This is a genomic window from Hymenobacter glaciei (genome assembly GCF_039539585.1).
In the GTDB taxonomy this organism is placed as follows: Bacteria; Bacteroidota; Bacteroidia; order Cytophagales; family Hymenobacteraceae; genus Hymenobacter; species Hymenobacter glaciei.
Map to the genome: position 1 here is coordinate 406,228 of NZ_BAABDK010000017.1, position 25,250 is coordinate 431,477.

General features: G+C 60.0%; 25 protein-coding genes. 12 read left to right on the forward strand and 13 right to left on the reverse strand.

All coding sequences use genetic code 11. From position 1 onward, the window contains the following. The first annotated feature begins 235 nt into the window (after window positions 1-235). From ABD837_RS12405 to ABD837_RS12430, 6 genes are all read left to right on the forward strand, one after another. Window positions 236-643, forward strand: coding sequence for a BlaI/MecI/CopY family transcriptional regulator (locus ABD837_RS12405; protein ID WP_345054823.1), 408 nt, complete (start codon window positions 236-238; stop codon window positions 641-643). Continuing rightward, window positions 621-1,988, forward strand: coding sequence for a TonB family protein (locus ABD837_RS12410; protein WP_345054825.1), 1,368 nt, complete (start codon window positions 621-623; stop codon window positions 1,986-1,988). Before ABD837_RS12405 ends, ABD837_RS12410 begins: the two co-directional genes overlap by 23 nt. A gap of 216 nt (window positions 1,989-2,204) precedes the next feature. Further along, window positions 2,205-3,071 (forward strand): class I SAM-dependent methyltransferase, encoded by an 867-nt coding sequence (locus tag ABD837_RS12415; RefSeq protein WP_345054827.1) that lies wholly within the window; start codon window positions 2,205-2,207, stop codon window positions 3,069-3,071. 76 nt (window positions 3,072-3,147) lie between these two features. Continuing rightward, on the forward strand, window positions 3,148-4,173 hold the full coding sequence (locus ABD837_RS12420; protein WP_345054830.1) for a hypothetical protein: 1,026 nt from the start codon (window positions 3,148-3,150) through the stop codon (window positions 4,171-4,173). A 196-nt stretch (window positions 4,174-4,369) separates the two neighbouring features. Then, window positions 4,370-5,530, forward strand: coding sequence for an acyl-CoA dehydrogenase (locus ABD837_RS12425; protein ID WP_345054832.1), 1,161 nt, complete (start codon window positions 4,370-4,372; stop codon window positions 5,528-5,530). Window positions 5,531-5,688: 158 nt separating this feature from the next. Then, entirely contained in the window at window positions 5,689-6,615 is a 927-nt protein-coding gene (locus ABD837_RS12430) for a helix-turn-helix domain-containing protein (protein ID WP_345054834.1), read from the forward strand. 90 nt (window positions 6,616-6,705) lie between these two features. Here the strand turns inward: ABD837_RS12430 and ABD837_RS12435 are convergent, their stop codons facing one another. After that, a complete protein-coding gene (locus tag ABD837_RS12435; RefSeq protein ID WP_345054837.1) occupies window positions 6,706-7,521 on the reverse strand; it encodes a hypothetical protein in 816 nt (271 codons plus the stop codon). 352 nt (window positions 7,522-7,873) lie between these two features. After that, window positions 7,874-8,224, reverse strand: a complete 351-nt coding sequence (locus tag ABD837_RS12440; RefSeq protein ID WP_345054840.1) for an eCIS core domain-containing protein — start codon at window positions 8,222-8,224, stop codon at window positions 7,874-7,876. A gap of 334 nt (window positions 8,225-8,558) precedes the next feature. Between ABD837_RS12440 and ABD837_RS12445 the strand changes: the two genes are divergently transcribed. The 4 genes from ABD837_RS12445 (at window position 8,559) to ABD837_RS12460 (ending at window position 13,336) form a co-directional block, all read left to right on the forward strand. Beyond that, entirely contained in the window at window positions 8,559-9,272 is a 714-nt protein-coding gene (locus ABD837_RS12445) for a C40 family peptidase (RefSeq protein ID WP_345054843.1), read from the forward strand. Window positions 9,273-9,508: 236 nt separating this feature from the next. Then, complete coding sequence (locus ABD837_RS12450) at window positions 9,509-11,233, forward strand: DUF1800 domain-containing protein (protein ID WP_345054845.1); 1,725 nt, start codon at window positions 9,509-9,511, stop codon at window positions 11,231-11,233. 101 nt (window positions 11,234-11,334) lie between these two features. Next, window positions 11,335-12,912, forward strand: a complete 1,578-nt coding sequence (locus ABD837_RS12455) for a DUF1501 domain-containing protein (RefSeq protein ID WP_345054848.1) — start codon at window positions 11,335-11,337, stop codon at window positions 12,910-12,912. A gap of 184 nt (window positions 12,913-13,096) precedes the next feature. Further along, window positions 13,097-13,336 carry a hypothetical protein gene (locus ABD837_RS12460; RefSeq protein WP_345054851.1) on the forward strand — a complete coding sequence of 80 codons (240 nt, stop codon included), beginning with the start codon at window positions 13,097-13,099 and terminating at the stop codon, window positions 13,334-13,336. A gap of 98 nt (window positions 13,337-13,434) precedes the next feature. On the opposite strand, the gene ABD837_RS12465 is transcribed toward ABD837_RS12460, so the two are convergent. From ABD837_RS12465 to ABD837_RS12485, 6 genes are all read right to left on the reverse strand, one after another. Continuing rightward, window positions 13,435-14,508 (reverse strand): TonB family protein, encoded by a 1,074-nt coding sequence (locus ABD837_RS12465; RefSeq protein ID WP_345054853.1) that lies wholly within the window; start codon window positions 14,506-14,508, stop codon window positions 13,435-13,437. 105 nt (window positions 14,509-14,613) lie between these two features. Next, window positions 14,614-14,970, reverse strand: coding sequence for a hypothetical protein (locus tag ABD837_RS12470; protein WP_345054856.1), 357 nt, complete (start codon window positions 14,968-14,970; stop codon window positions 14,614-14,616). 138 nt (window positions 14,971-15,108) lie between these two features. Then, a complete protein-coding gene (locus ABD837_RS12475; protein ID WP_345054858.1) occupies window positions 15,109-15,507 on the reverse strand; it encodes an energy transducer TonB in 399 nt (132 codons plus the stop codon). After that, the gene (locus tag ABD837_RS24995) at window positions 15,441-15,677 is read right to left on the reverse strand and encodes an energy transducer TonB (RefSeq protein WP_425554343.1); all 237 of its coding nucleotides are present in this window, start codon (window positions 15,675-15,677) and stop codon (window positions 15,441-15,443) included. Before ABD837_RS24995 ends, ABD837_RS12475 begins: the two co-directional genes overlap by 67 nt. A gap of 304 nt (window positions 15,678-15,981) precedes the next feature. Next, a complete protein-coding gene (locus ABD837_RS12480; protein ID WP_345054860.1) occupies window positions 15,982-18,435 on the reverse strand; it encodes a penicillin acylase family protein in 2,454 nt (817 codons plus the stop codon). A gap of 198 nt (window positions 18,436-18,633) precedes the next feature. After that, complete coding sequence (locus ABD837_RS12485; RefSeq protein WP_345054863.1) at window positions 18,634-19,497, reverse strand: septal ring lytic transglycosylase RlpA family protein; 864 nt, start codon at window positions 19,495-19,497, stop codon at window positions 18,634-18,636. Between the two features lie 417 nt (window positions 19,498-19,914). On the opposite strand from ABD837_RS12485, the gene ABD837_RS12490 reads away from it, so the two are divergent. Next, window positions 19,915-20,502, forward strand: a complete 588-nt coding sequence (locus ABD837_RS12490; RefSeq protein ID WP_345054865.1) for an LURP-one-related family protein — start codon at window positions 19,915-19,917, stop codon at window positions 20,500-20,502. A 92-nt stretch (window positions 20,503-20,594) separates the two neighbouring features. Next, entirely contained in the window at window positions 20,595-21,518 is a 924-nt protein-coding gene (locus ABD837_RS12495; RefSeq protein WP_345054868.1) for a DUF72 domain-containing protein, read from the forward strand. A 119-nt stretch (window positions 21,519-21,637) separates the two neighbouring features. On the opposite strand, the gene ABD837_RS12500 is transcribed toward ABD837_RS12495, so the two are convergent. The 5 genes from ABD837_RS12500 to ABD837_RS12520 form a co-directional block, all read right to left on the reverse strand. Beyond that, window positions 21,638-22,210, reverse strand: a complete 573-nt coding sequence (locus ABD837_RS12500) for an arylesterase (RefSeq protein ID WP_345054871.1) — start codon at window positions 22,208-22,210, stop codon at window positions 21,638-21,640. A gap of 120 nt (window positions 22,211-22,330) precedes the next feature. Next, entirely contained in the window at window positions 22,331-22,633 is a 303-nt protein-coding gene (locus ABD837_RS12505) for a DUF4286 family protein (protein ID WP_345054873.1), read from the reverse strand. 109 nt (window positions 22,634-22,742) lie between these two features. After that, a complete protein-coding gene (locus ABD837_RS12510; RefSeq protein WP_345054876.1) occupies window positions 22,743-23,189 on the reverse strand; it encodes a DUF6526 family protein in 447 nt (148 codons plus the stop codon). 112 nt (window positions 23,190-23,301) lie between these two features. Further along, window positions 23,302-23,706: a hypothetical protein gene (locus ABD837_RS12515; RefSeq protein ID WP_345054879.1), complete on the reverse strand. Its 405-nt coding sequence runs from the start codon at window positions 23,704-23,706 to the stop codon at window positions 23,302-23,304. Window positions 23,707-23,820: 114 nt separating this feature from the next. Further along, on the reverse strand, window positions 23,821-25,074 hold the full coding sequence (locus tag ABD837_RS12520; protein ID WP_345054881.1) for an MFS transporter: 1,254 nt from the start codon (window positions 25,072-25,074) through the stop codon (window positions 23,821-23,823). Window positions 25,075-25,250 lie beyond the last annotated feature (176 nt).

Consider the following 25,250-nt stretch of genomic DNA (forward strand, 5'->3'; position numbering starts at 1 on the left):
TAGCGGAAGCAGTGAAAAGCAGAATAAGCGTTTAAGCATGCGAATAACGGTAGGTAAGTGAGCAGACTCTTGCAATCCAGAAGTGGGCTGTTGCTGTGCGCTGCTTACGTAATCTTGGCGTTTTTCGCTTCGCTTATGGGCAATTACAACGCAGTTTGTTAATAATAACTAATATTTTAGTTTGTAAACTAAAATATTAGTTATAGGTTTGCGTTGCCCTGTAAAACCCGACCTTATGGACCCTGCTGCTTTCCCCGAACTCACCCGCGCCGAAGAACAGGTGATGCAGGTTCTCTGGCGCCTCGGCCCCTCCTTCGTGAAGGACGTGCTGGCCGAGCTGCCCGCACCCCAACCGGCCTACAACACCGTTTCCACCATCATCCGCATTCTCGAAACCAAGGGCTTTGTGGGCCACGATGCCTTCGGGCGTACCCACCGCTACCACGTGCTGGTAGCTCAGGACGACTACCGCCGCTTCTCACTGCGCAAGCTGCTGGGCGGCCACTTCGGCAACTCGTTCAGCCGCCTCGTTTCGTTTTTTGCCAAGGAAGAAAACCTCGACGCCGCCCAGCTCGACGAGTTGCTGCGCCACGCCGCTCACCCTCAAACGACCGAAAACGATGAACCAAATCAGCCTGCTTAACTGGATGCTGCTCAGCACTGCGCTGCTGGGCGCGTGGTGGCTCTGCTACCGCCTGGCCCTGCGCTCGGAACGCAGCTTCGCCTATAACCGCGCCTTTCTGGTACTGGGGCCGCTGCTGGCCGCCGGCTTGCCGCTGTTGCCGCTGGCGTGGCCGGCGGGGTGGTGGGACACCGGTCCGGCGGGCCTGGCCGGCGTGGCGGCGGTGTTGCTGCCAGCCGCGCAGGTAAGCGCCGCCGGTGGCGCTGTTGAGGCAGCCAATCCGAACTGGGCGTTTTGGTTGTTGGCTGTTTATGTAACTGGCGTGGCAGTGATGATTCTGCGCTTGGGAGCCGAACTGGGCCGCCTGTGGTGGCAAGCCCGGAAACTGCCCCATAAAATTCAAGCCGACTACACCTTGGTCGAAACCCACGGCCAACTGCCCACCAGCTCCTTTGGCCGGGTTGTTTTCTGGGATGAAACCCTGGGCCTGAACCCCGCTGAGGCCCGCCAGGTACTGGCCCACGAGCTGGCCCACGTGCGCCAGCACCACACCTACGACCGCCTGCTGCTGGAGCTGCTGCGCGCCGCGCTCTGGTTCAACCCCTTCGTGCATCTGTGTGCCCGGGCGCTGGCCCTCACCCACGAGTACCTGGCCGATGCAGCCGCCCTGCACGAATCCCCTTCGCCTACTCCTTCCCTTTCCACTTCCTACTCCCAACTGCTGGCCCGGCAAGTGGCCAGCCGCCTCGGTTTCTCGGTTCCGCTTGCGCACTCCTTCTCCCATTCCCAAACCCTCAGTCGCATTGCCATGATTCAGAAAACCAATCCCATTCGCCGCTGGAAACAGTGGCTCGCGCTGCCCCTGCTGGGCGTGCTGCTCGTTGCTGTAGCCTGCGAAAAAGCCGCGCCGCCGGCCACATCGGCCGATGTTGTAAGCGAAACCATAGCCATCAATAAAGAAGGCTCTGCGCCACCGCCGCCCTTGGCAGTACCACAAGCTGGCAATAGAATCTCTGCTACACCGGTCCCATCAGCAGTATACACCTACGTCGACCACATGCCGCAGCTGCCGGGCGGCAGTACAATGGCCGACGTGGCGGCCTTTATTCAGCAGCGCGTGGCCTACCCCAAGCTGCCTGTGGCGAGCCAACATACCGGTATGGTGTTCGCTTCCTTTATTGTGAATGACAAAGGCGAGGTGCAGGCTGCAAAAATCATTAAAGGCCTAGCGCCTGAATACGATGAGGCCGTACTAGCCGCCATCCGGCAACTGCCGCGTATGGAGCCGGGACGACAGGCCGATGGTACCCCCGCAAACGTGTCGCTGACCCTGCCGATAAAATTTGCTACTGCCCCGGCCAAATAGTAAGCTACCTATTCAGCCCGAGAAACTGCTCGAAAAGCTCCGGCCCGCGTCGGGGCCTTTCTGCGCTGTGGCTGCGGGCATTGGGCTCTGCGCCTAACTTTCGGCAGCAAAGGCGGCAGAAGCTGCTTTTACGTTGTCAACCAACAGACGCGTGCCCGGCAGTCATCAAGGCCAGGAAACACTGCCGGTTGCCTTCCTTTACTTGACCGTTGCCACATGTCCCGCCTATCCGTCGCCCTGCGCGCCCTGCGCAGTCTGGCCCGCACGCCTTCGTTGCTCAACCACGTCATTGCCGGCGATGTGGGCGAATGGCAGCGCCGCGCCCTTGCCCACGCCGGCCGCCAGCTTACCGAGAAAGGGTTGTCTTTGGTGCCATTGGCCCATTTCCTGAGCCCGGATGATACGACGGTGCGCCCCTTTGCCTTCCGCGAAGGCGGCTCCCTGCCGACCGATTTGCTCCTGCTGCGTGCCCTGGCCCGCCGCGTTCCTGGCTGCCGCTACCTCGAAATCGGCACCTGGCGCGGCGAAAGTGCTGCCAACGTAGCCGAAGTGGCGGCCGAAGTCTTCACCCTGAATCTGTCGAATGACGAAATCCGGGCCCTCGGTCTGCCTGAGCGCTACATCGCCCTGCACGGCTTTTTCTCGAAGCCGCTGCCCAATGTGCGCCACCTGCACGGCAACTCGGCTAGCTACGATTTCGCCGCGTTGGGCGGGCCGTTCGATGTCATTTTCATCGACGGTGACCACCGCTACGAGGCGGTGCGCACCGATACTACCCGCGTCTTCAAGCATCTGGTAGGTCCCAATACTGCGGTAGTATGGCACGATGCCAGCCGCCAGCCCGGCGAGCCCCGTTGGGAGGTATTGGCCGGCCTGCTCGACGGCCTTCCGGCCAGCGCCTCGGGCCAGCTGGTGCAGGTCGAAAACACGCTATGTGCCTTGTATTCGCCCACGCCGCTGCCCGCCAAAGCCTCCGACCCGCTGGCCGACCCCGTCTCCTGGTTCGAAGTTGTGCTGAAGCCGGTGTCGCGCGGAGCGCAGCACCAAGCCACCGCGCCCGGACAGGATTTAACTGGTTTTTAATTGGTCGCCTGCCGCAGCCCACGCGGAAAGGCTTACCTTTGAGGCTACTATTGCCCGTTTTGTCCCCTCTTCATCCGTGTTGTTAAAAGCTTCTTCCGGCGCGTTTGCCGCCACCCTGGGCTTGTTGGCTATGATGGCCTTCCCCGCTTGCAAAACCACCCCCAACGAGGGTGAAAAAGGCGGTAAGTCCGCCGGCGACAGCGTAGCCGCCCAGCCGGCCCCCGTCGACACCATCAAAATCAAGATGCTGGCCATGCGCCGCGACTCGCTCAAGGCCGACAGCATTGCCAAAAAAACCGGGCAGCTGCCGGGTGCTATTCTGCCGGGCCACCGCATCATTGCCTTCTATGGCAACATCCGTTCTAAGGGCATGGGCATTCTGGGCCGCGAACCCAAGGAGCAGATGTTCCGCAAGTTTGAGGGCGTGCTGAAGGAGTGGCAGGCCGCCGACCCCAGCCTGCCGGTGCAGGCTGCTCTGCACAACGTTACCATCACGGCCCAAGGCACCGCCGGCAAAGACGGCAAATGGCGCCTGATGAACTCTAAATCCACCATTGAGGAAGTAATTAGCTGGGCCAAAGAGCACAAGTGCATCCTGTTTATGGATGTGCAGCCCGGCCACAGCACCCTGCAGGCCGAACTGCCCAAGCTGGAGCAGTACCTCAAGGACCCCATCGTGCATTTGGGCATCGACCCCGAGTTCTCCCTGGCTACCATGCCCGGCGTGCGCCCCAACAAGCGCATTGGTACCCTCGATGCCAAGGACGTGAACTTCACCATCAACTTCTTGGCCCGCATCGTGAGCGAAAACCACCTGCCTCCCAAGGTGCTCACTGTGCACCGCTTCACCCGGAAAATGCTGAGCAACTACAAAAACATCAAGCTCGACCCCCGCGTGCAGGTGGTGATGCACATGGACGGCCACGGCGACCCCACCCTGAAGAAGGACTCCTACGATGCCTACATCAAGGCCGAGCCCGTGCAGTACACCGGCTTCAAGCTGTTCTACGAGTACGACGCCCGCCCCAAGCCGCACCACATCATGACGCCCAGCGAGGTTATTGCCCTCAAGCCCTCGCCGCTGTACATTCAGTACCAATAAGTTTTTGTCCTTCGTCAAGTAGGCAAGGCCCCGAATCCGCAACGATTCGGGGCCTTATTTGTTGAAACCGTCAGTTAGCGGGCGTAAACATTTACGCTCGCTGGCCGTTGGCCCAAAGCCTGGCTATTGCTCACCTTGCCCACCGCCCGCCCGGGCGTACTTTTGCATTCCCACCCACCCATCTCGTTCCCATCCCATGCAAACCGCCACCTCCACTAATATTTACCAACTTTCCGAAGAGCAACTCGCCGTGCGCGATGCCGCCCGCGACTTTGCCCAGAGCGAGCTGTGGGCCGGCGTAATTGAGCGTGACGAGCACCAGAAATTCCCCACCGAGCAGGTGAAGAAAATGGGTGAGCTTGGCTTCATGGGCATGATGGTGAGCCCCGAGTACGGCGGCTCGGGCCTCGACACCGTGAGCTACGTCCTGGCCATGGAAGAAATCAGCAAGGTGGACGCATCGTGCTCCGTCATTATGAGCGTGAACAACTCGCTCGTGTGCTGGGGCCTCGAGAAGTACGGCACCGAGGAGCAGAAGCAGAAGTACCTGCCGCGCCTGTGCTCGGGCGAAATCATCGGCGCCTTTGCCCTGAGCGAGCCCGAAGCCGGTTCCGATGCCACCAGCCAGCGCACCACCGCCGAAGACATGGGCGACTACTACCTCCTCAACGGCACTAAAAACTGGATTACCAACGGCACCACAGCCTCGGTATACCTTGTCATCGCCCAAACCCACCCCGAGCTGAAGTCGCGCGGCATCAACGTGCTCATTGTTGACAAAGACATGCCCGGCTTCATTCAAGGTCCCAAAGAAAATAAGCTCGGCATCCGCGGCTCCGACACGTGCTCGCTGATGTTCACCGATGTGAAGGTGCCCAAAGAAAACCGCATCGGCGACGATGGCTTCGGCTTCAAGTTCGCCATGCAGGTGCTGGCCGGTGGCCGCATTGGCATTGCCTCGCAGGCGTTGGGCATTGCCTCGGGCTCGCTCGAGCTGAGCTTGAAATACGCCAAGGAGCGCAAGGCTTTTGGCGTGCCTATTTCGCAGCACCAGGCCATCCAGTTCAAGCTAGCCGACATGGCGACTAACGTCGACGCGGCCCGTTTGCTTTGCCTGCAAGCCGCCGCCGATAAAGACGGTGGCCACGACTATGCCAAGTCGGGCGCCATGGCTAAACTCTTCGCTTCCAAGGTGGCGATGGACGCGGCTGTGGAGGCCGTGCAGATTCACGGCGGCTACGGCTTTGTGAAGGAATACCACGTGGAGCGCTTCATGCGCGACGCCAAGATTACCCAGATTTACGAGGGAACTTCTGAGATTCAAAAAATTGTGATTTCTCGGGAAATGCTCAAATAAAGTCGGAATTGCCTAAAAAACAGATTCATTGCACTAAACCCAGCCGCTTTTCGGCTGGGTTTCTTGTTTTTGTGAATTTCAAGGTGTTATCTTGCACTGCGATAGCCACCCGGCTACTGTATTTAGTCCCTTCATCGGTCTTTTTGACCAGTTAAATTATGGAAGATTACAATAAAGTCATTGAGTCGTTGGGCGTGCGCTACATCAAGGCGAAAAACCTGGTGTTGCATCAGCCCTTCACTGTGCGCAATTCTTATGATGTAGGTAACAACCTTATTTTGCTGCATAAAGGCCACCTGACTTTTGGCGAGGAGCAGATGGTTGTAGAGGAAGGCGAAATGCTGTTCATTCCCGGTGGCCGGCCCACCCGCGTGAACTACGGCATCGACCAGAAAAACCGCGTTATCAGCAACGACGACCTCATTTCGAATAAGGATAAGTTCTTTACTTCCAATGATAACCTCGACCTCATTGGCGATGCTGCCGAAAGCCACAGCTTTGTAAGCTTCGAAGCCAAGGTGTTCGACTCGGTGAACTTCTTCGCCTCGCTCGACGTGCCGGCTTTCCTAATCTCGGGTCAATCCAAGCTGGCCAACCTCGTTATTAAGGTGGTTGAAGAGAGCATGCAAGACCTGCCCGGTCGCGAGCGCCTCATTAACATCTACACCGAGAACATTGTGGTGGAAGTGGTGCGCTACGTGCTGCGCAACAACATGTTTGTGGAGCAACTGGCCACCAACAGCACCTACTTCAAAGACCCGCGCCTGATTGACCTGTTCAACTACATCAAGGAGAACCTGGGCGGCGACCTTTCGAACAAGGTGCTCTCGGGCGTAGCCAATGTGAGCGAGGACTACGTGGGCCAGTATTTCAAGATGCTGACCAACATCAACCCGCAGGACTACATCGAATACCAGCGCATGGAGCGTGCTGTGTTCCTGCTACGCACCACTAAAAAGAGCATCCGCGACATTGGCAAAGAAGTGGGTTACAAAGACACCGCGTATTTCTGTCGCCGCTTCAAGATGATGTTCGGCATTCCCGCCGGCAAAATGCGTCGCCGCGAGTCGGCCATGAACATCTAGTAAGTATTAGGCGCTCCTGCTGCCCGTTTCCCAGCAAAAAGCCCCGCTTCAGTTTTGAAGCGGGGCTTTTTCATGCGCTAGGCCAATAGCCTATTCAATGCTGCGATAATCGGAGTTTTGGGCGCGGGAATCGGTGCTCGATGACTGCGAACCATGGTCGGTACGAGCCGAGGCACTGCCGTAAGCGGCGCCGCTGTCGTCGCGGCCGCTGCCCGAATGGATGCCGGTGTTACCGGCCGAGCTAGCGTTGGCATCGTAGCTGCCGCTGCTACCGTAGCGGCTGCCGCTGTTGCCATAGGCCGAGCCGCTGTCCGAGCGGCTGCTGGTGCCTGCAGCCGGACGACGGCTGGTGCTGGCATCGGGAGCCTGGTAGCCGTAGTTGCGGCGGCCGTAGCTACCGGCGTCGCGCTGGCGGCCGTAGTTATAAGCGCTACTATCGCTGCTGTCCGACGACTTGCCCTTGCGGGTAGCCAGCCAGCCAAGGCCAGCAGCCAAAATAGCCCCGCCTACTACTTTCTGGGTCGTGCTGAGGCCATTCACCCGGTCTAAGGCGCGGGTGCCAAGGTCTTTCAGCGACTGGGGCAACTGGTTTACGCTGTCGAGCACACCGGAATCCTCAATCCACTTTTTGCCGCTGTTCAGTGCGGTATCAAGTAGCGTGCCTTCCTGGGCGTTGGTTTGCTGGCCTTCGCCTTGGCGCTGGCTGTCGTCTTGTTGGTTTGTTGGGCCTTGGTTGGAAGCACTCTGGGCACTGCTACGGGCCGAGCTGGCTTTGCGGCCGGTGCCTGCGCCCGAAACCGTGGCATCGTTGCCAAGGCCGGTGCTACCGGTGGGATTACCTGCATTCTGTACGCGGACATCATCGCCGGGCATGGGGCTACCCGATTGGTTCTGTTGGTTATCCATGGTAATGAGGTGAATGGTAAGGTGAAGGAATAAGCCCCTGCGCCGCAGCGCGAAGGCGGGGTTGTATTCGTATTCGAGCCCCGTGGGGTTACCAAAAGGTTCCTTTATTTTCCCGGGCCATTCCAAAATGGTGATAAGCCCATTCACCGTTTTTACTGATGGGCCGCCTCGCTGAGCGAATAGCCAAACTGCCGCGAAGCTGGGCCGCTGCTCAATGGCCCGCCAACGCCAGCACCAACCACAAAAGCCACCGCAGGCACGTTATGGGGCAAGGAAAACACAATTTTCCGGGAAAAGATACGACCATGAAGGTCGGCCAGCTGCCGGGTAAAGCTCGTTCAAGCCGAGCAGCTTAAGCTTCGCGGGCGTGGCGCGGTAGGGGGCGCAGCACGTGGTTGGGGTCGGCGAGCACAACGCGACGAGCTTCCTCGCGGGCCTCCGCTTCAAACTTGTTGTGATAGTAGCCCACGCGAGCCGACTCTATTAAGTATTTCCAGAGGAAGGGCAGGAGGCCGTGTTCGCGGTATTGGCGCAGGTGTACGGCCTCGTGGGCCACCCACTCGGCATCGGCCAGAAACTCTTCGCGGGTGGTGCCACTCAGGTGTACCGTTTGGCCCACTACCATGGCCACGCGGGGGGCTTTAAGCACCAAGCGGGCAATGCGGGCGAGGGGTGAATTGACATGGGTGCGAAGGTTTTGCATATGAGCAAGATACGATGGATTGCGCGGCGCGCATTTACGAAGCAAATGTGAGGATGGTTGCAAGGCAAATAGGTGATTTTGCCTGATAATATTATATTTATTGGAGAATTATAGAAGTTTTTTAATCAAAAAGTATGATGGTCTGAATTATTAGCCCTAGTTTTACCCAGCGACCCGAACTGAAGCTTATATAACTTCTTCGGGCCGTGCTTACTTATTCACTCCTTCACTTGGCTGAATTCAGCCTTGCCTATCGCCTAAGAAAGCTACTAGCCGGCTCTTCCTCCTCACCAATCGGAACCCGGATTTTGCCCCTACCCTCTAACGACGGACAATGAAAAACAGCCTCCTGTATTGCCTCGCCGCTGGTTCGCTAGCTCTCTCCTTCTTCTTTGAACGTCCGGCCAATGCTTCGGCTGCGTCCCGTGCCTCGGTGGCACCGGTCGCAGCCGAAGCATCGTTGTTTCCGGCCCTGATGACGGAAGTGACTGCTAACGACCCCGCGCTGCCCGGCACCACACCTGCTGCGGAAAAGCCCGCCCCCTCTCCCGCCGAATTGGCCGCCTCGCGCGACTCGCTCGCTTACCACTACTACGCCCAGACCCTGGGCCTGCACCTGTCCTTCGACGAGAACAAGGACCTGCTGCGCACGGTAACCGACTGGATTGGCACCCCCTATAGCTACGGCAGCAACTCGCACCGCGGCACCGACTGCTCGGGTTTTGTGACCCGCGTGTTTCAGGAGGTGTACGGCATCACGCTACAGCGCTCGTCGCGCTCCATGTTCGGCACCACACAGCGGGTAGCCAAAGCCGAGATGCAGACTGGCGACCTCGTATTCTTCCGTCGCGGCCACGGTCCCATCTACCACGTTGGTATCTACCTCAAGAATGGCAAATTTGCCCACTCGGCCTGCAACGGCGGTGTAATGGTGAGCTCGCTGAACCAGCCCTACTACCACCAGAACTTCTACGCCGCCGGCCGCGTGCCAGCCGTAGCTGCTGCTGCCGCTCGTGCCGCCGAAGCGCTGATGGCCCGCGCCGAGTAACCAATAAAAAATCTTCTTTTGCGACAACGCCCAACCTGCATAGGTTGGGCGTTTTTGTTTGCTTAAAATACTGATTTTGTTTGCTTAAAATACTGATTTCGTTTGCGATTTATCAAAATAAAGCCAAGTATCTGTTAAACTTGTAAAGGGGCCTGGCGTCTGAGCTAAGAAGTTGGCAACGAGCCGGTATTGGGCCAGTAGCGGGGCTTTCAGGATTCATTTAATGGTGGCTTTTTATGAACCGTAGACATTTCCTCGAACGAAACTCGGCCGTACTAGAAAAGCCAGCGCGGGCCGCAGCTGGCCTGGCCACGCCGCAACCAGAGCCGCCCGAAACTATTAGCCGCTACGCCAACAAGGCGCTGCCAACAGGGCTGGCCCGTACCAGCAGCACGCTGGCGCCCTACACAGGCACATGGGGCTACGCACAAGCCGCCCACCTGCTGCGCCGCAGCATGTTCGGACCTACCCGCACCGAGATACTGGCGGCGGCTGGCTCCAGCCTCACGGCCGTGCTGAATACGCTGCTGACCCCAGCCGCTCCCCCAGCACCGCCCGTAAATGTGTCGGCCACCGACACCAGCGTGGCTATTGGCCAGACTTGGGTGGCGCAGGTTTTCAATCAAACTTTTGAGGGGGTGCGCAAGGCTTCGCTGCGTGACTGGTGGGTGGGCCTGCTGCTGAACCAGGCCACCTCGCTGACCGAGAAGATGACGCTGTTCTGGCACAACCATTTTGTGGTGGAGCTGGCTGAAATCAACGATGCGCGCATGGGCTACGAATACTGCCGCCTACTGCGCCAGCACGCGCTCGGCAACGTGAAGCAGCTGGCCAAGGACGTAACCGTGACGCCCGCCATGCTGCGCTACCTCAATGGCAACCAAAGCACCGCCGGCGCCCCCAACGAGAACTACGGCCGCGAGCTGCTGGAGCTGTTCACGGTGGGCAAGGGGCCACTCATCGGGCCGGGCAACTATACCCACTACACCGAAGCCGATGTGCAGGCGGCGGCCAAAGTCCTTACTGGCTGGCGCGACCTGGCCACCGTGCCAATAGGCAGCTACTATACCGCCAGCCGCCACGATGCCACGACCAAAGTGTTTTCGAGTGCCTTCGGCAATGCCAGCATTGCCCCCAACGGAGCCACCGAGTACCAGGATTTGGTGAACCTCGTATTCCAGCAGGCCGAAACGGCGCGCTTCCTGGTGCGCAAGCTCTACCGTTGGTTCGTGTACTACCTGATTGATGCGCAGGTGGAAACCGACATCATTCAGCCCTTGGCTACTATTCTGATTCAGAATAACTTCAACGTGACGCCGGTGCTGCGGGCACTGCTGGGCTCCCAGCATTTTTTCGATGTGCTTAACATGGGGTGCCTCATCAAAAGCCCCCTCGATTTTACGGTGGGACTGATGCGGCAGATGCAAGTGGTTTTCCCGACGGCCGCCAGCAACCTAGCGGCGCAATATGGCATGTGGAACTACCTGAATTCCGCAAGCGCCGTTATGCAGCAGACCCTGGGCGACCCGCCCAACGTAGCCGGCTGGGCTGCCTACTACCAAACGCCGCAGTTCCACGAACTGTGGATAAACGCCGTGACGCTGCCCCGCCGCAACCAGGTCACGGACCTGTTCATCGGCACGGGCTACACCCGGACCGGGGTAAAAATTGTGATTGACCCGGTGGCCCTGGCCCAGTCGTTCCCGGCCGCTACGGCGTCGGACTGCAACCTGCTTATCGACGAGTTTATGCGCCTGATGGTGCCCATTTCTCTCACCGCTAATCAGCTGGCCTTTCTGAAAGGCGCTTTGCTGCCGGGCCTGCCCGATTTCGAATGGACCGTGGAATGGCAGGCTTTCCTGGCCGCGCCCACCAACACCGCCAAAAGGGCCGCCGTGACGACCAAGCTGCAAGCCATGCTGCGTGCGCTAATGGGCCTGGCTGAATATCACCTGTCTTAAGCTGTTAGCTGGCAGCCATTAGCTGTTGGCTCGCGCAAGCATCCATTCGTCAATTGCCGCCGCTGGCTAATAGCTGGCGGCGAATAGCTAACGGCTTAATTATGAAACGTCGCGAATTTCTTCAGACTACGGCAGCGGCTTCGGTAGGCACTGCTTTTTTGAGCGGGCTGCCCATAGGCGCCTACGGGTATTCGGCCCAGCTGGCGGCCCTCACCAACGCCACCACGCCTTCGGATAAGGTGCTGGTCATCATTCAGCTGCAGGGTGGCAACGATGGGTTGAACATGATAATCCCGCTCGACCAGTACCCGGCCCTGATGGCGGCGCGCGCCAACGTGGCCCTGCCCCAGAACCAGGTGCTGAGCCTGACCATGGCCACGGGCATCCATCCGGCCATGAGCTCGCTCCAGAACATGTACCAAAACGGCAAGCTGGGCGTGGTGCAGAGCGTGGGCTACCCCAACCCCAACTTCTCGCACTTCCGGGCCACCGATATCTGGACGTCGGGCTCCGACTCGAACGTGACCTGGACCACGGGCTGGGCCGGCCGCTACCTCAATGGTGAGTACCCGGGCTTTCCTGCCGGCTACCCCAGCACCGCCAACCCCGACCCGTTAGCCATCAGCATTGGCTCGGTGGTGAGCAACTGCGTGCAGGGCCCCACCGTGAACATGGGCATGGCCATTGCCAGCACGTCGTCGTTCTACCAGCTGCTTAGCGGCGGCGTAGATGCTGCCCCGAATACGCCGGCCGGGCACGAGCTCACCTTCATTCGGCAGGTGGTAAGCCAGACGCAGGTGTACACCACGGCCATTCAGGCGGCAGCCGGGCGCGCTCAAAACCTTTCGCCCTTGTACCCCACGGCCGGCCAGAACGCGCTGGCCGACCAGCTCAAAATAGTAGCGCAGCTAGTGGCCGGCGGCCTGCAAACCCGCATCTACGTGTGCCAGTTGGGCGGCTTCGATACCCACACGTTGCAGGTGCCCGCCACGGGCGGTACCACCACCGGCACCCACGCCACCCTGCTGGGCAAGATTGCCGAAGCCGTAAGCGCCTTTCAGGACGACCTGCAGCGGCATAGCATTCAGGACCGGGTGGTGGGCATGACCTTTTCAGAGTTTGGCCGCCGCATTCGGGCCAACTCGGGGTACGGTACCGACCACGGCGCGGCCGCTCCGCTGCTGGTGTTTGGCTCGAAGGTGAACCCCATGATACATGGTCTTAACCCGACGCTGCCCGCCAGTGCGGGCGTGAACGACAACATCCCGATGCAGTTCGACTTCCGCAGCATCTACACCAGCATCTTGAAAGACTGGTTCCAGGTGACGCCGGCCACGCTCAGCCAACTTTTCGGGCAGAGCTTCCCCTACGTGCCAGTGCTGCGCCCCGGCACGGCCACGGCCACTACCAGTGCCAGAGAGGTAGCCGATTTCACGGTGTACCCGAACCCGGCCCCGCGCGATGGCCGCACCACCGTGGCCTACGACTGCGCCGGTGGCCAGGTACAGGTGGTGCTGCTCGACACCCTGGGCCGCGAAGTGCGTCGCGTAGTCGACCGCGTGCTGGCCGCCGGGCCGCAGTTTCTACCCATCGACCTGGGAGGGCTGGCGGCCGGGGCGTATTACTGCCAGGTGCGGGAGGCCCAGCGCACGGGTTCACGCATCGTTGTGGTTGAATAGTTGTTAATCAGGATGTAACCGGCCCTGATTGTGGTTGGCTACGGATGAGCTGGACGTAACTCAGGGCAGTTATTTTTGATGTGTCTCGGAAAAAAGGCAGCCCGGCCGCAGGCTTTTCCGTACAGGCCTTGCAAGGCTTTAGCCCGGCTTTCTTTCACAACTCCTTCTCAAGACCTCCCAGATTATGGAAGCTCAACTCGAACAACTCGAAAAAATTATGCCCGAAGACCTGGCTCGCACTTTCGAAAGTGCCTACCACGTATTCCAAGGCAAAACCGAACACGTAGACGACCTGCTGAAGCACGGCGGCGTACTGCTGCGCAAAGCTTCGCAGAAGTTTACCCCGACCCAAATGGTAATTGGCATTGCTGCCCTGGCCGCAGTAGCGGTGGTGCTCATCAGCCGCGCCACCGACGATAACTAAGCTTTGTAGTGAGCCGGGCATTCGACCCGGGCCCCAACACGAAAGGCCGCTTACCCAGTTTGGGCAAGCGGCCTTTTTCTGCTTAATGCCGGTGATATTTAACGAATTTCGATACTGACCGGCACCTTCAGGCGCACGGCCACAACTTGCCTGCGCTGGCGGCCCGGCTCGAAGCGCGGCAACCGTAGCACAGCATCGAGAATTGCCTCGTCGGTGGCTATGCCTAGGCTGTTGAGGAGGACCGGACGGGTCACGCGGCCATCGGGCTCCACCACAAAGCTTACTTGCGTGTCGCCGCTCACAACATGCTCGGGGTAGTGAATGCGCTCTTGAATGGCGGCTTGTAGTTGGGCATCGCTGCTGCCATTGGGCAGGTTCGGCATTTGTTCGGCTCCACTGTAAACCTGGCTTTCCGGTACGGGTGGGGCCAAGCCGGCCGGGGGCGGGCCGGGCCGGAACCACACGTGCAGCACCTGGTATTGGGCCACGGGTTGGTCGTCGTAGCCCAGGGCCTGCTCCCAGCTCGGAAAACTGCGCACGAGGCGCAGGGCTTCGTCGTCGCAGCCCGGGCACAAGGAGTTTATAACTTCGGTAGCGCCTACACGGCCGTCGGCTTTCACCACAAAGCGTAGCGTGACCCGGCCTTGCAGGTCGCGCTGCTTTACTTCGGCCGGTATGATTTTGTGCTGCAGCAACCAGGTCTCGAGCGCCGCGTCGCCGCCCGGGAAGCGTGCCGGCCGGGCCACCTCGTTGGCCGCATACACATGGCGCGGCGATAGAAAGATGACTGGCAGGGTAAGCATCACTGCTACCGGCTGGCCCTGGTAAATACCGGGCAGCAGCCGTGGCATGCGGCGTACAGCGGCCAGAGCTGCGGCATCGCAGGCGGGGCTGAGCGACTGCACCACGGTGGCTTTGCGGCCCACACCGCTCACGCCCACTATCACGCGCACGAACACGCGGCCCTCCACGCGGCTCTCGCGCACTTCGGCCGGTAGCTGCAGCTGCTTCTGAATGGCTTTCACCAACGCTACCTGGTCGCCGCCACCGGGTAGGGTCGGCAGCTGGTCGACGTAGCTGAAAACCTGGGTGGTGTCGGTCGCATATTGGCCATAGCGCTGGGCGCTGGCGGGGCGGCTGGCGAGCAGCAACAGGCCCAGCAATATCGCCACTGCACGCAGTCGGGGTAGTCGATGATGCCGAAGCTGAGGAGAGCGGGTATCCATGCCGCGAATTTACGGCCAGAGCCAAACCTGTGCTACCCGTTTGCTTGGTCATTACGGAAAGGGTGGGTTGATGGTGCCGTCGTCGCCGCGGGCGGCAGTACTGCCGTCTTCGGCGGTGGGTTGGGCTCGGGCCAGGCGCAGCTTGCTGTGGTCTTCGTCGTTTTCCAGCTCCAGGTCGTCGGCATCTTCTTCCTCGTTTTCCGACTGTTCGCCCGGGCCGATGAGTTGCAGGGCGGGGCGGCAGTAGGGGGGCGTTGTCGTTGTCCAGCTCGGGGCCGCTAAAATGCCGCTGGTAGCGGCCAGGCCTGGGTAGACTGGTCGCAGCGCTTTGCTGATGAAATCAATGCCTGAAGCATTGTAGCTGGCACAGCTATTACTGGGTATCGGCGAAACGAGAAATGAGCCCATCTTTTCAGCGGAATAAGGTTGAAAATTCTTCCACTAGTAGCCGTTGGGCAGAAAGGCTGCTGATTAATTATAAATATATAAAAATATTAACAAATAACTTTACTGAAAGCTGAAAGGGAAGTAAGTTCATGTAGCGCACTATTCTTTGGGCAGGCGGCCAAATAATACGGGCACGGTAAGGCTAACGGAAGCCGGAACCCCGTTGAGCTTGCCCCCGACCAAGCGTGGCAACTTCTGCACCGCAGCCAGGGCCGCAGCATTGCAGGCTGTGTTTAAGCCGCGCACAATTTTAATGTCGCGGATTACCCCGCTGGGACCTACCGTGAAACCAACGAATACTTTGCGCCGGAGCGTATCGTTGGCTACTTCCGCCGGCATCACCACCGCCTGCTGAATGGTTCGAAAAATAGCTGCGCCGCCTTCGGTGTTTGGCAGGTGCGGCATTTGGTTTACCAGGGGGTACACGCGCTTCAGGGTATCCAGCAGGTCGGCTTTGGATTCTTGCAGCCTGAAGGTGATGGGGACGGATACCGACATGGCAACTGGTCGGCCGCCCTGCCCTGCGTGCCTGGATTAAAACGCGGAAGCTTGCGCACAGCCGCCAGCGCAGCCTCATCGCAGCCACCCGCGACGTGGCGGATGATTCGGCCATTCTGTGCCACCCCCGTCTGGTCGACGGTGAACTCCACCAGTACGATGCCCTCAATCTATAACCGAAGCGCCGTGGCTGGGTAACGCACCTCATTTTGAATAGCTCAGATAATAGCAGCCGCGCCCCCACCGCCCGGAGCTAGCTCCGGCATGCGGTCATCAACTGCATAGCCCTGGCTTGTGATGAGTTCAGTATGCTGAGACGGCTGCGAGGCCGCTGGTTACTGAGCAACAGCCAAAGCAGGCGAAAGCAGGACAAATAAAAAGCCACTCCAACGACAAGAGGTTGAAATTGCCGGCAAAAGACGAACGTGCATGGCAATGGTAGAAAAGCCTTGAAATAACGATGAAGTATGCAAGCTACCGCCCTTGCAGCGTCCAGGCCGTGGCAACCCGTGGGTTGACCTCCGCAGCCGAGCGCAGGAACACCAACTCATCGAGCTGACCCACACGCCAGGTTTCCAGCAGGTTGTTGTAAAATGGCGAGCCGGGGTTGCCGCTTTGGCCACCGGGGTACACGCCGTAGGCGCGCACCTGCGGGCCCAGGGCCACCACCATGCGCCAGCTGGGGCCGTTGCGCTCGGAGGTGGCGTTCACGATGCCCGCGCCGCCACCGCAGTCCAGGTCCATCTCGCCGAAACCGGGCAGCTGGAGCAGGTGCAGCACGTCGGTGCTTTTCTGGGCGGCCCAGTGCCACTTGGGCGAGAGCGGCCCAAACTTGCGGGTGAGCGAGTCGGTGGCGTAACGCAGGCTCTGTAGTGCCAGTTGGGGCAAGGTTTCCCGGGCGGAAGTGTGACGGTCGTCAATCCAGGGCGAATTCGGCTCGCTCAAAATCAAGGTGTTGGTGCGGTCGCGGCTGGGATAGCGTAGGGCAGGGCCGGTGGGGCCGAGCGGGAAGTCATCGTCCCAGAGGCGCTTTACCAAGTTGGCGTACCACAGGTTGAAGATGGTGGGGCCCACTGCATCGGCCGTGTACTGGTAAGGCCAGCGGCGCAGTTCGGCCAGTATGCGGCCTTCCGGCGAGGTCGCAACGGGCGGAGTTGCCCCCAGCGCCGGGTCGCTCACCAGGGCTAGCAGGCGGGGCAGCATCAGCTGGGCATTCAAGTCGAGTACGTCGTTCTGGAGCTGGCGCAGGCTGTCGGGTGTCACTTGCGTCATGGCAGCCAGGCGCTGGTTGATGCGGTGGCCGCGCTCGTAGCTGGCGTAGCTCCAGTTGAGGTAGTAGGGGTAGTCGGGACCGGTCGAAAACTGGTTGGCCGAGCTTACGAAACCCCGGGCCGGGTTCTTTACGTGAGGGTTTTGGGCGGCTGGTATCCAGCCCTGCCAGTCGTAGGCGGGGTCGGTGCCATCGAGGATGAACTTGCCTTGGTCGCGCCATTTCAGCGGGAACCGGCCGTTGGGCCAAATGGCAATGTCCTTCTCGTTGTCGGCAAAAATGAAGTTCTGGGCCGGCGAGCCGTAGGTAGCCAGCGCGGCGGTGTAGTCGGCGTAGGTGCGGGCGTGGTTCAGGCGCACGAAGGTGCCCACTTCGTTGGCGCCGTCGTGCGCCGTCCAGCGCATGGCGTGGCCAATGGGCGTTTGCGGGTGAAAGGGCTTTTCAGCCTTATCGTACACCACCGGGCCGTGGTGGGTGTAAAGCACCGTATCGAGCCGGTCGGGCTGGCCCCGCACCTTAATGTGCTCGACCACCCGCCGCACGGGTTTCCAGCGGCCGTCGTGCCAGTACTCGCGGCGTGTGTTGTCCTTAAATTTTAGCTGATAGAAGTCGAGCACATCAGCGGCCACATTGGTCACGCCCCAGGCCACGTTCTCATTAAAGCCAATGATGACGGCCGGCGCCCCCGGAATCGTGACGCCGTACACGTTCAGGCCCGGCGCATTCAATTGAATCTGGTACCAGATGCTGGGCAGGTTCAGCTGCAGGTGCGGGTCGTTGGCCAGCAGCGGGTAGCCCGAAGCCGACTTCAAGCCGCTCACCGCAAAGTTGTTGGAGCCCAGCTCGGCATCGGGCTCGCTGCGCAGCTGCTGGGTGGCATAGGCTGCCTCGAAGGATTTGGGCACCGCCGGAGCAGGCATCGGCTTAAAATCGAGCGGCGTGCCCACCGGCACAATCGGGTCTTCGCGGGTGGGGTAGTCCGGAAACAGGTCCTTCACCACGGCCGGGCCATACTGACGCAGGATATTGCTCATGCGCAAATCGTCGGTTCGGCCACTCAAGTCCCAGGCCATATACTTAAGCAGCAACGCGCACTTCAGGGGCTGCCAGGGCTCGGGCTGGTAGTCGAGCAGCTTGTATTCGAAGGGCAGCGTAGCGGGTGTGAGCTGGCCGATGTAGGCATTCACGCCCGCCGAATACGACTCCAGCACGGTGCGCGTGCCCGGGTCGGCCATCATGGCCTTCAGCGAGTTTGCTGCACCAAAGGGCAGGCCCATGCGTCGGAAAAACCGGTCGGTTTCGAGCCGGGCCGGGCCCACAATCTCGCTTAGCCGCCCGGCGGCTACGTGGGTCTGGAACTCCATTTGCCAAAGGCGGTCGCGGGCCGTGAGGTAGCCCTGGGCGAAGTACAGGTCGGCGTCGTTCTGGGCAAATACATGCGGCACGCGGTGGTCGTCGTAGCGCACCGTCACGGGCTGGCGCAGGCCGGGTAGGGCCAGCGTCTGGCGCTCGGGGAAGTCGCCGGGCCGCTCGCCGTTCTGCCAAAAGCCGCGGTACGGGCTCAGCAGCTTGCCGAAAGGCGGCAGGTCACCTTGCTTGGTGTTGAGCATCCACGCCAGCGTAATGCTCGCGGCCAAGGCCAGCAGGGCTTTCAGCATATATCAAAGAGTAGCAAGTAGTGAGTAATAAGACTCGGGTGGGCCTAATGAAAACGCCGCACCCGCTCGGGGTAGCAAGTAACGACAATGGCGTCAATTGCTTCTCCGGGCGGGTGCGGCGTTTCTCTCAGCAGGCTTTCAAGAATGAAGATGCCTGCGTGTCTAACTACTCTATAGTTACGACTCTCTACTAATCACTCACCGCAGCGCTACTTCGCGTACCAGGCCACCGATGCCCCATAAGAGCAGCTGTTGGCGGACGGCTTCGGCCTCGGGCCGCTCGCCAAAGTTGCCCACGAGCACGCGGCTGCGCTGGCGGCCATCCACCAAATCCTGGGCAATGGTAACGGTAACTTCGGGGAGGTGCGCCTTGATGCGCGCCTGCACGGCCTGGGCATTGGCGGCATCAACAAACGAGCCGGCCTGAATAAGGAAGCCGGCGGGGCAATCTACCGATTCGGCCACGTCGATTACTTCGGCAGTGGTTACGGGAGCCGCGGCCACAAGAGCAGCCTCGGTGCTGGCAGCCTTGGTGGTTACCTTATATGTTGTGTAGGCTGCGTCAGGGTTGGGGTCGGAGTCGTAGAGGGTGGCCAGGTTGGCGGGGGGTGTAGCTGGCCCGAGGGGGGTATTGTCGGCTACTACCTCAGCTACAACGGTGGCGGCGCCGCAATCAACTATGCCCAATGGGTGGGCGGCGGCTTCCGACAAATCCAGAATGCGCTGGTGGCGGAAGGGGCCGCGGTCGGAAACCCGCACGATGACGGACTTGCCATTCTTCACGTTGGTTACCCGCAGGCGGGTGCCGAAGGGTAGGGTTTTGTGAGCGCAGGTATAGGCGTGGCGGTTGTAGCGCTCGCCGCTGCTAGTGCGCTTGCCCTGGAAGTAACTGCCGTACCAGGAGGCCCGGCCACGGAGCACTGTCGTGCTGCTGGTAGTGGCGGTGGGGTCCGTGGAAGTGGTACGAGGCACGCGGGCCAGCGCCGGCGTGTACACAAAACCCAGCAGCAACAAAAGACAGCTGGAGAGGGCGGTTATTACAGAGCGTCGAACTAAAATCATGCGATTTTGCAGATGGTGAGCAGGACAAACATAGGCCTACCCACCATGCAATGCTAAAAAACAGCCGCGCGCTACTAATCCATTTGGGCTAAAAATTATCCTTTTCCCATAAAACTTGTATTTAATTAATCTAAGATGGTTCTGTAAAACCCGCCATGAGGTGCCTGAAACTATATTTTGCCCAACCACCCTCCAACCCTTGCGCCGACGCTAAAATTAGATTATGCGACGGGTATAAAATTTGGGCATCGGCGCCACGGCTACCTTTGAAACCGGGTTGCACAAGTCCCGATTTTTTTGTAAGCGGTTGGCTGGCACCTCGTTCATTCAAGTCGCCGAATGTTGAGGCAAGAGTTCGAGGTATCGCGCAGCAGGAACCGGGTATACTTGCAGCTTCCTTCACAGCACATTTTCTCCATGAACTCCCTTTTTTCTCGCAATCAATTCCTCGTTAAAGAGCACGTCGGCATTCTGAAAGCAGCCAATAGCTACGACATCCTCGACCTGCAATCGCAGCAGCCGCTGCTCGAGTGCCGCGAGCCCAACCTGGGCTTCTTCACCAAGATGTTCCGGTTCACGAAATACAAAACCCAAACGCCTTTTGACATCGAAGTGCGCGACGCGGGCCAGAGCCTGGTGCTGCGCCTGAAGCGCGGCGTATCGATATTCCGCTCCACGGTGCAGGTGCTCGATGGCAACGACGTGCTGCTGGGCCGCTTCCGGCAGCGCCTGCTGAGCCTGGGCGGCAAGCTCGACCTGCTCGATACCAACGACCAAGTGGTGTGCACGGTGCAGGGCAAGCTCACCAGCTTTGAGTATAAGTTTATGCGCAACGATGTACAGATTGCCCTTGTGACGAAGCAATGGATGGGGCTGGGCAAGGAACTGTTCACGTCGGCCGACAACTACGTCATCAACATTGAACCCACGGTAGCGTCCACCGACGATGTGCGCCGCCTGGTGCTGGCTGCGGCCCTCTGCATCGATATGGTGTTTGCCGAGTAGCGGTCAGTTGTTGGCGGTCAGTTGTTAGTGCCTGGATGGCCTCCAACTGATAACTGACCGCCAACAACTGACAACGAACTTACCTTTGCCCCATGGATTTTGGCCGCCTGCCCGACCTGCACTACGTTGATTTTGGCTTTCCGCCCGACCACCCCGAAACGGCCCGTGTGCTGGCCCGGGCCCGTTCCACGCAGCCCACGCCGGTTAACCTATATGTAGGCTGCCCCATCTGGACCAATAAGGAGTGGCTGGGTTCTTATTTCCCGCTTGGTGCCAAGGAGCCCGACTACCTGCGCTACTACGCGCAGCAGTTCAATAGCATCGAGCTGAATACCACGCATTACCGCATTCCAGATGCTGCCACCGTGCGACGCTGGCGCGAGGCCGTGGGGCCGGATGCAGGCTTTAAGTTCTGTCCCAAGCTGCCGCGCAGCATCAGCCACGAGCGGGAGCTTTTCCAAGCCGATGACTTGGTGGTGACTACGGCGCGGGCTTTCGAAGGGTTGGGTGAGAACCTGGGTTGGGCCTTTTTGCAGCTGCCGCCCCACTTCGGCCCCGAGCACCTGCCGCGCCTGGAGCGCTTCCTGCTCGATTTCCCCGAAACCGTGCCGCTGGCCGTGGAGCTGCGGCACCCGCGCTGGTTTGCCGACCAGGTGCTGGCCGATGCCGTGTTCGCTACCCTCGAAGCCCTGAACAAGACCCTCGTGATAACCGACGTAGCGGGCCGGCGCGATGTGCTGCCCATGCGTCTGACGACGCCCACGGCCTTTATTCGCTTCAACGGGCACGGCCTGCACAGCACCGACTACCAGCGAGCCGATGCCTGGGCCGAGCGAATAGCCGCCTGGGTGGCCCAGGGCGTGCACGAAGTTTACTTCTTCATCCACCAGAAGGATGTGCGCCACGCGCCCATCTTCGCGCAATACCTGCTCGAAAAGCTGAAGGGCCTCATTGGAATTGCCGTGCCGCCGCCGCGTATTATCCCGCAAGCGGTGCAGGGAAGCTTGTTTGGCTAGCCAGCAACTAGCCGACGTAGCACGCAGCAAAGGCTGCGTACGCGAGCGTAGCGAGCATCATACGTGATGGCGGCGGCGGCTCGCTGTGCTCGCGTGCGCAGCAAAGGCTGCGTGCTACGCTACAGCAACGGCCCCAATACCTGCCACACGTTGTTGGCCAAAATCTGCTGGCCCGCGGCGTTGGGATGTACGCCGTCGGCCAGGTTCAGCTCGCGGCGGCCGAGCACCCCTTGTAGCAGGAAAGGGATGAAGGGCAGCGAATTTTTGTCGGCCAGGGTGCGGAACAGGGCTTTGAATTCGCCGGCGTAGTGCGCCAGGCGGTGGCCGCCCAATGGGCCGAGGTCGAACGGAAATTCCAGGCCAGCCAACACAAGTTGGGCGAGCGGGAACTGGCGCTTCATCGCGTCGATGATGAACTGCAGGTTCTGGCTAGTTTCGCGAACGGGGATGCCCCGGATGCCATCGTTAGCCCCGAGGGCCAACACGAATACGTCGACCGGATGACGGGCCAGCACAGTAGCCAGGCGCTGGCGGCCGCCGGCGCTGGTTTCGCCACTCACCCCGTAGTTATAGGCTTTATAGGGAAGCTGCTGGGCGTCGAGGCGCTGCTGCAACAGGCTGGGAAAGCTTTGGGCGGCGGGCAGGCCGTGGCCGGCCGTGAGGCTGTCGCCGAAGAAGATGATGTTTTTCATGGAGTGCTGTTTCAACAGCAGGGAGGCCGTTTTCGTGCCTGAAAAAGGCCCGAATAGAACCTGTAAAAGCCCCTTATGCTTCGCTGCGCGCTGCATAAGGGGCTTTTTAGAGTTGCCAGGCTATTCCACCACTTCCAGCATGGTGCGGAACGAAACGTACTTGCCCGCAAAGTGCTTGTCCATGTCGGCTCGCAGGGCAGGCGCACAGAGGGTTTGATATTCCTCTAGTTGTTCCAGGCTAATGCAATAGTACTGAGTGGCGTAGGTGATGCCGTTGTCTTCTTCATTGAGCAGGCGCAGCAGCTGGCTTTTGATAAAGAAGCCGGTATCCATCACCTCGGGAATGTGGGTGGAGCGCATGTAGTCCAGCCATTCGTCGGCGATGGCGGGCTCGATGCTGGTTGTCACGTTGTAGAGAATCATGGGCAATGAGTGAATGAGCAAATGCGTGAATGGGTGAATGAAAAAGCCGGATTAGCAAGGAGAGAAAATCACTCACCCATTCACGCATTTGCCCATTCACCCATTGAAATCAGACGCGCATGGTGTCGAACTGAAAGTCGGTGATACGAGCTTGAATGTCTTTGGGGCTGAGTTTTTCGGCGGCCGCGGCTTGGGCCAGGGCGGGCAGTTCGGCATCGCCGGCCAGGCGCAGGCTCAGAATCTGGGCCAGACTGAGCTGCTTTTCAAGCGCGGCGAAGCGCTGGCCGCTCACTTCAAAGTAGCGCTGGCGCACTTCGAGCCGGCAAATGCGGTCCTGCAGCTGCAGGGCGTAGTGCTGGCGCAGCATTATGAGCACGCCCAGGCCGATGACCGCCAGGGCGGCCACCGTGAACCAGAGTCGGGCCGTCTGGTCGTCGTCGCCGGCCACTTTGGTGTAGCGTAATATGGCGTAGCCAGCCATGAGCAGGGCCAGCGGCGCCAGCACAAAATGGTGCCACGGGTAGAACATGGGGGTGTTTTTGGTGGGCGTAGCCATACGGAAGGGTTGTTTGGTGGGGCGAAAGTAGGCTGGTTGGCCGTAAGCCGGGCAATAAAAAACTCCAGCCGAAGCTGGAGTCTTTTTAGGATACGACGGAATAACCGCTTGGTTATTTCATTTCCTTGGCGCGTTTCTTTTCGGCTTTGGCCATGTCGCGGGCGGCGCGCTCCTGCTTCTTGGCTTCTTTGGCTGCATTGCGCTGCTGCTTGAGTTGGGCTTTCTGCGCTTTTTCCTGGTTGCGCTGCTCTTTCAGCTGCTTTTTCAGGTCGCTTTGCGAGTTGGCGTTTTGCTGGAGCTGGCTTTTGCTGTCGCGCACCGCCTGGTCGCTGGAGTTGGACTGCTGCTTCTGGGCGTCGTAAGCGGCTTTGGCATCGGCGGCGCGCTGGGCCTGCTGCTCGGGCGTGAGGGCCGGCACCATGGTGGGGTCGGTGGGGGCAGGCACCGGCGTGGTTTGGGCTTGGGCAGAGAGGGCCGAAACGGCGAGAATGGCCATCAGGCCGAAGAACTTTTTCATGGGGAAGGACTGGGTGGCCCAATAGGTACGAGCCGTGTACGCCGCGATACTGCCAAGGTTTTCAGGAACGTTCGCTAAGAAATAGCGGGGGCAGTTTAAGCAGTACCGTAGCGGCTATTCCTCTACGTAGTCCAGGTCTTTGCCATAGCTCTCGGGCAGGGTACTCACGGCCCAGAACGCCACCAGCAGCGTGAGGCCACCCAGCACGGCTGCGCCCGGAATAATGCCGCCCAGTGCCCCGCTCAGGTATTTGAAGGCCGGCACTAGCCCCACCACTGCCCCGCGGGCGAAGTTGGGCGCCGTAGTAGCCACCGTGGCCCGGATGTTGGTGCCAAACTGCTCGGCCGCCACCGTCACAAACAGTGCCCAGAAGCCCACCGACATGCCCAGCACGAAGCACACGCCGTAGAAAACGGTAGGCGAAGCGCCCTTCACCCCAAACAAGTACACGCCCACCAGGGTAGCGCAAAACACCAGAAAAAGCTGCAACGCTTTGTTGCGCGAGTGCCACAGCTGGCTGAGCATGCCGCTGAGGAAATCGCCAAACACCAGCCCGAAGTAGCACCAGAACACCGCCAGCCCGGCCGTGACCTCACCCGTGAGACCCAGCGCCTTCCCAAACTCCGGCGCCAGCGTCACCAGAATGCCCACCACAAACCACAGCGGCACCCCAATCAGCAAAATGCGCAAGTACTTGCCTAACCGCACCGGGTTGCTGAACAGGCTAAAGAAGTTGCCTCGAACAACCTCGGCCTGCGCCTGCACCTGCTGAAACATGCCCGATTCGAACACGCTCACGCGCAGCACCAGCAGCGCCAGCCCCAGCCCGCCACCCACGAAATAGGCGTTGCGCCAACCAAATCCTGAGCCTTCGGCTACCCAATAGCCCAGCATGGCCCCGCTCACGCCAATGGTGGCCACTATCATGGTGCCGTAGCCGCGCTTTTCTTTGGGCAGGCTTTCGCTCACGAGCGTGATGCCCGCGCCCAGCTCGCCCGCCAGCCCGATGCCGGCAATCAGCCGCAGCCAAGCGTACTGGTCGATGGTTTGCACGAAGCCGTTGGCAATGTTGGCCAGCGAGTACAGCAGAATCGACCCGAACAGTACCGACAGCCGGCCCTTCTTATCGCCCAGAATGCCCCACAGGATGCCGCCGAGCAGCATGCCGCCCATCTGCATGTTTATCAGGAACAAGCCCTGGTTGGTCATTTCGGGCGTACCGGGCTTGATACCCAGCGAGGTAAGGCTCCCGACGCGCACGATACTGAAGAGAATCAGGTCGTAGATATCAACGAAATAGCCCAGCGCCGCCACGATAACGGCGGCGGTGAGAACGGTGTTTTTGGGGGTGGGAAGGGCAGCTGGCATGAAGTGGCGACGTGGTTTGCGTCCGCAAGATGAGCGGCGGCGGCGGATTTGCCAGCGGCAGCCCCGAAAACCCCCACTACCCATTCGGAATGGGCCTCAGCAGCGACTACTTGCTGCCTGGGTCGAACGAAGTCCTACTCGGCCTAAACGAAATCATGCTCGGCGCATGCTAACGG

Bases quoted from the DNA above. Each gene is read 5' to 3' on its own strand.
- ABD837_RS12405 (WP_345054823.1), top strand. From the start codon at position 236: ATGGACCCTGCTGCTTTCCCCGAACTCACCCGCGCCGAAGAACAGGTG.
- ABD837_RS12410 (WP_345054825.1), top strand. From the start codon at position 621: ATGAACCAAATCAGCCTGCTTAACTGGATGCTGCTCAGCACTGCGCTG.
- ABD837_RS12415 (WP_345054827.1), top strand. From the start codon at position 2,205: ATGTCCCGCCTATCCGTCGCCCTGCGCGCCCTGCGCAGTCTGGCCCGC.
- ABD837_RS12425 (WP_345054832.1), top strand. From the start codon at position 4,370: ATGCAAACCGCCACCTCCACTAATATTTACCAACTTTCCGAAGAGCAA.
- ABD837_RS12430 (WP_345054834.1), top strand. From the start codon at position 5,689: ATGGAAGATTACAATAAAGTCATTGAGTCGTTGGGCGTGCGCTACATC.
- ABD837_RS12435 (WP_345054837.1), bottom strand. From the start codon at position 7,521: ATGGATAACCAACAGAACCAATCGGGTAGCCCCATGCCCGGCGATGAT.
- ABD837_RS12440 (WP_345054840.1), bottom strand. From the start codon at position 8,224: ATGCAAAACCTTCGCACCCATGTCAATTCACCCCTCGCCCGCATTGCC.
- ABD837_RS12445 (WP_345054843.1), top strand. From the start codon at position 8,559: ATGAAAAACAGCCTCCTGTATTGCCTCGCCGCTGGTTCGCTAGCTCTC.
- ABD837_RS12450 (WP_345054845.1), top strand. From the start codon at position 9,509: ATGAACCGTAGACATTTCCTCGAACGAAACTCGGCCGTACTAGAAAAG.
- ABD837_RS12455 (WP_345054848.1), top strand. From the start codon at position 11,335: ATGAAACGTCGCGAATTTCTTCAGACTACGGCAGCGGCTTCGGTAGGC.
- ABD837_RS12460 (WP_345054851.1), top strand. From the start codon at position 13,097: ATGGAAGCTCAACTCGAACAACTCGAAAAAATTATGCCCGAAGACCTG.
- ABD837_RS12470 (WP_345054856.1), bottom strand. From the start codon at position 14,970: ATGGGCTCATTTCTCGTTTCGCCGATACCCAGTAATAGCTGTGCCAGC.
- ABD837_RS12475 (WP_345054858.1), bottom strand. From the start codon at position 15,507: ATGTCGGTATCCGTCCCCATCACCTTCAGGCTGCAAGAATCCAAAGCC.
- ABD837_RS12480 (WP_345054860.1), bottom strand. From the start codon at position 18,435: ATGCTGAAAGCCCTGCTGGCCTTGGCCGCGAGCATTACGCTGGCGTGG.
- ABD837_RS12485 (WP_345054863.1), bottom strand. From the start codon at position 19,497: ATGATTTTAGTTCGACGCTCTGTAATAACCGCCCTCTCCAGCTGTCTT.
- ABD837_RS12490 (WP_345054865.1), top strand. From the start codon at position 19,915: ATGAACTCCCTTTTTTCTCGCAATCAATTCCTCGTTAAAGAGCACGTC.
- ABD837_RS12495 (WP_345054868.1), top strand. From the start codon at position 20,595: ATGGATTTTGGCCGCCTGCCCGACCTGCACTACGTTGATTTTGGCTTT.
- ABD837_RS12500 (WP_345054871.1), bottom strand. From the start codon at position 22,210: ATGAAAAACATCATCTTCTTCGGCGACAGCCTCACGGCCGGCCACGGC.
- ABD837_RS12505 (WP_345054873.1), bottom strand. From the start codon at position 22,633: ATGATTCTCTACAACGTGACAACCAGCATCGAGCCCGCCATCGCCGAC.
- ABD837_RS12510 (WP_345054876.1), bottom strand. From the start codon at position 23,189: ATGGCTACGCCCACCAAAAACACCCCCATGTTCTACCCGTGGCACCAT.
- ABD837_RS12515 (WP_345054879.1), bottom strand. From the start codon at position 23,706: ATGAAAAAGTTCTTCGGCCTGATGGCCATTCTCGCCGTTTCGGCCCTC.
- ABD837_RS12520 (WP_345054881.1), bottom strand. From the start codon at position 25,074: ATGCCAGCTGCCCTTCCCACCCCCAAAAACACCGTTCTCACCGCCGCC.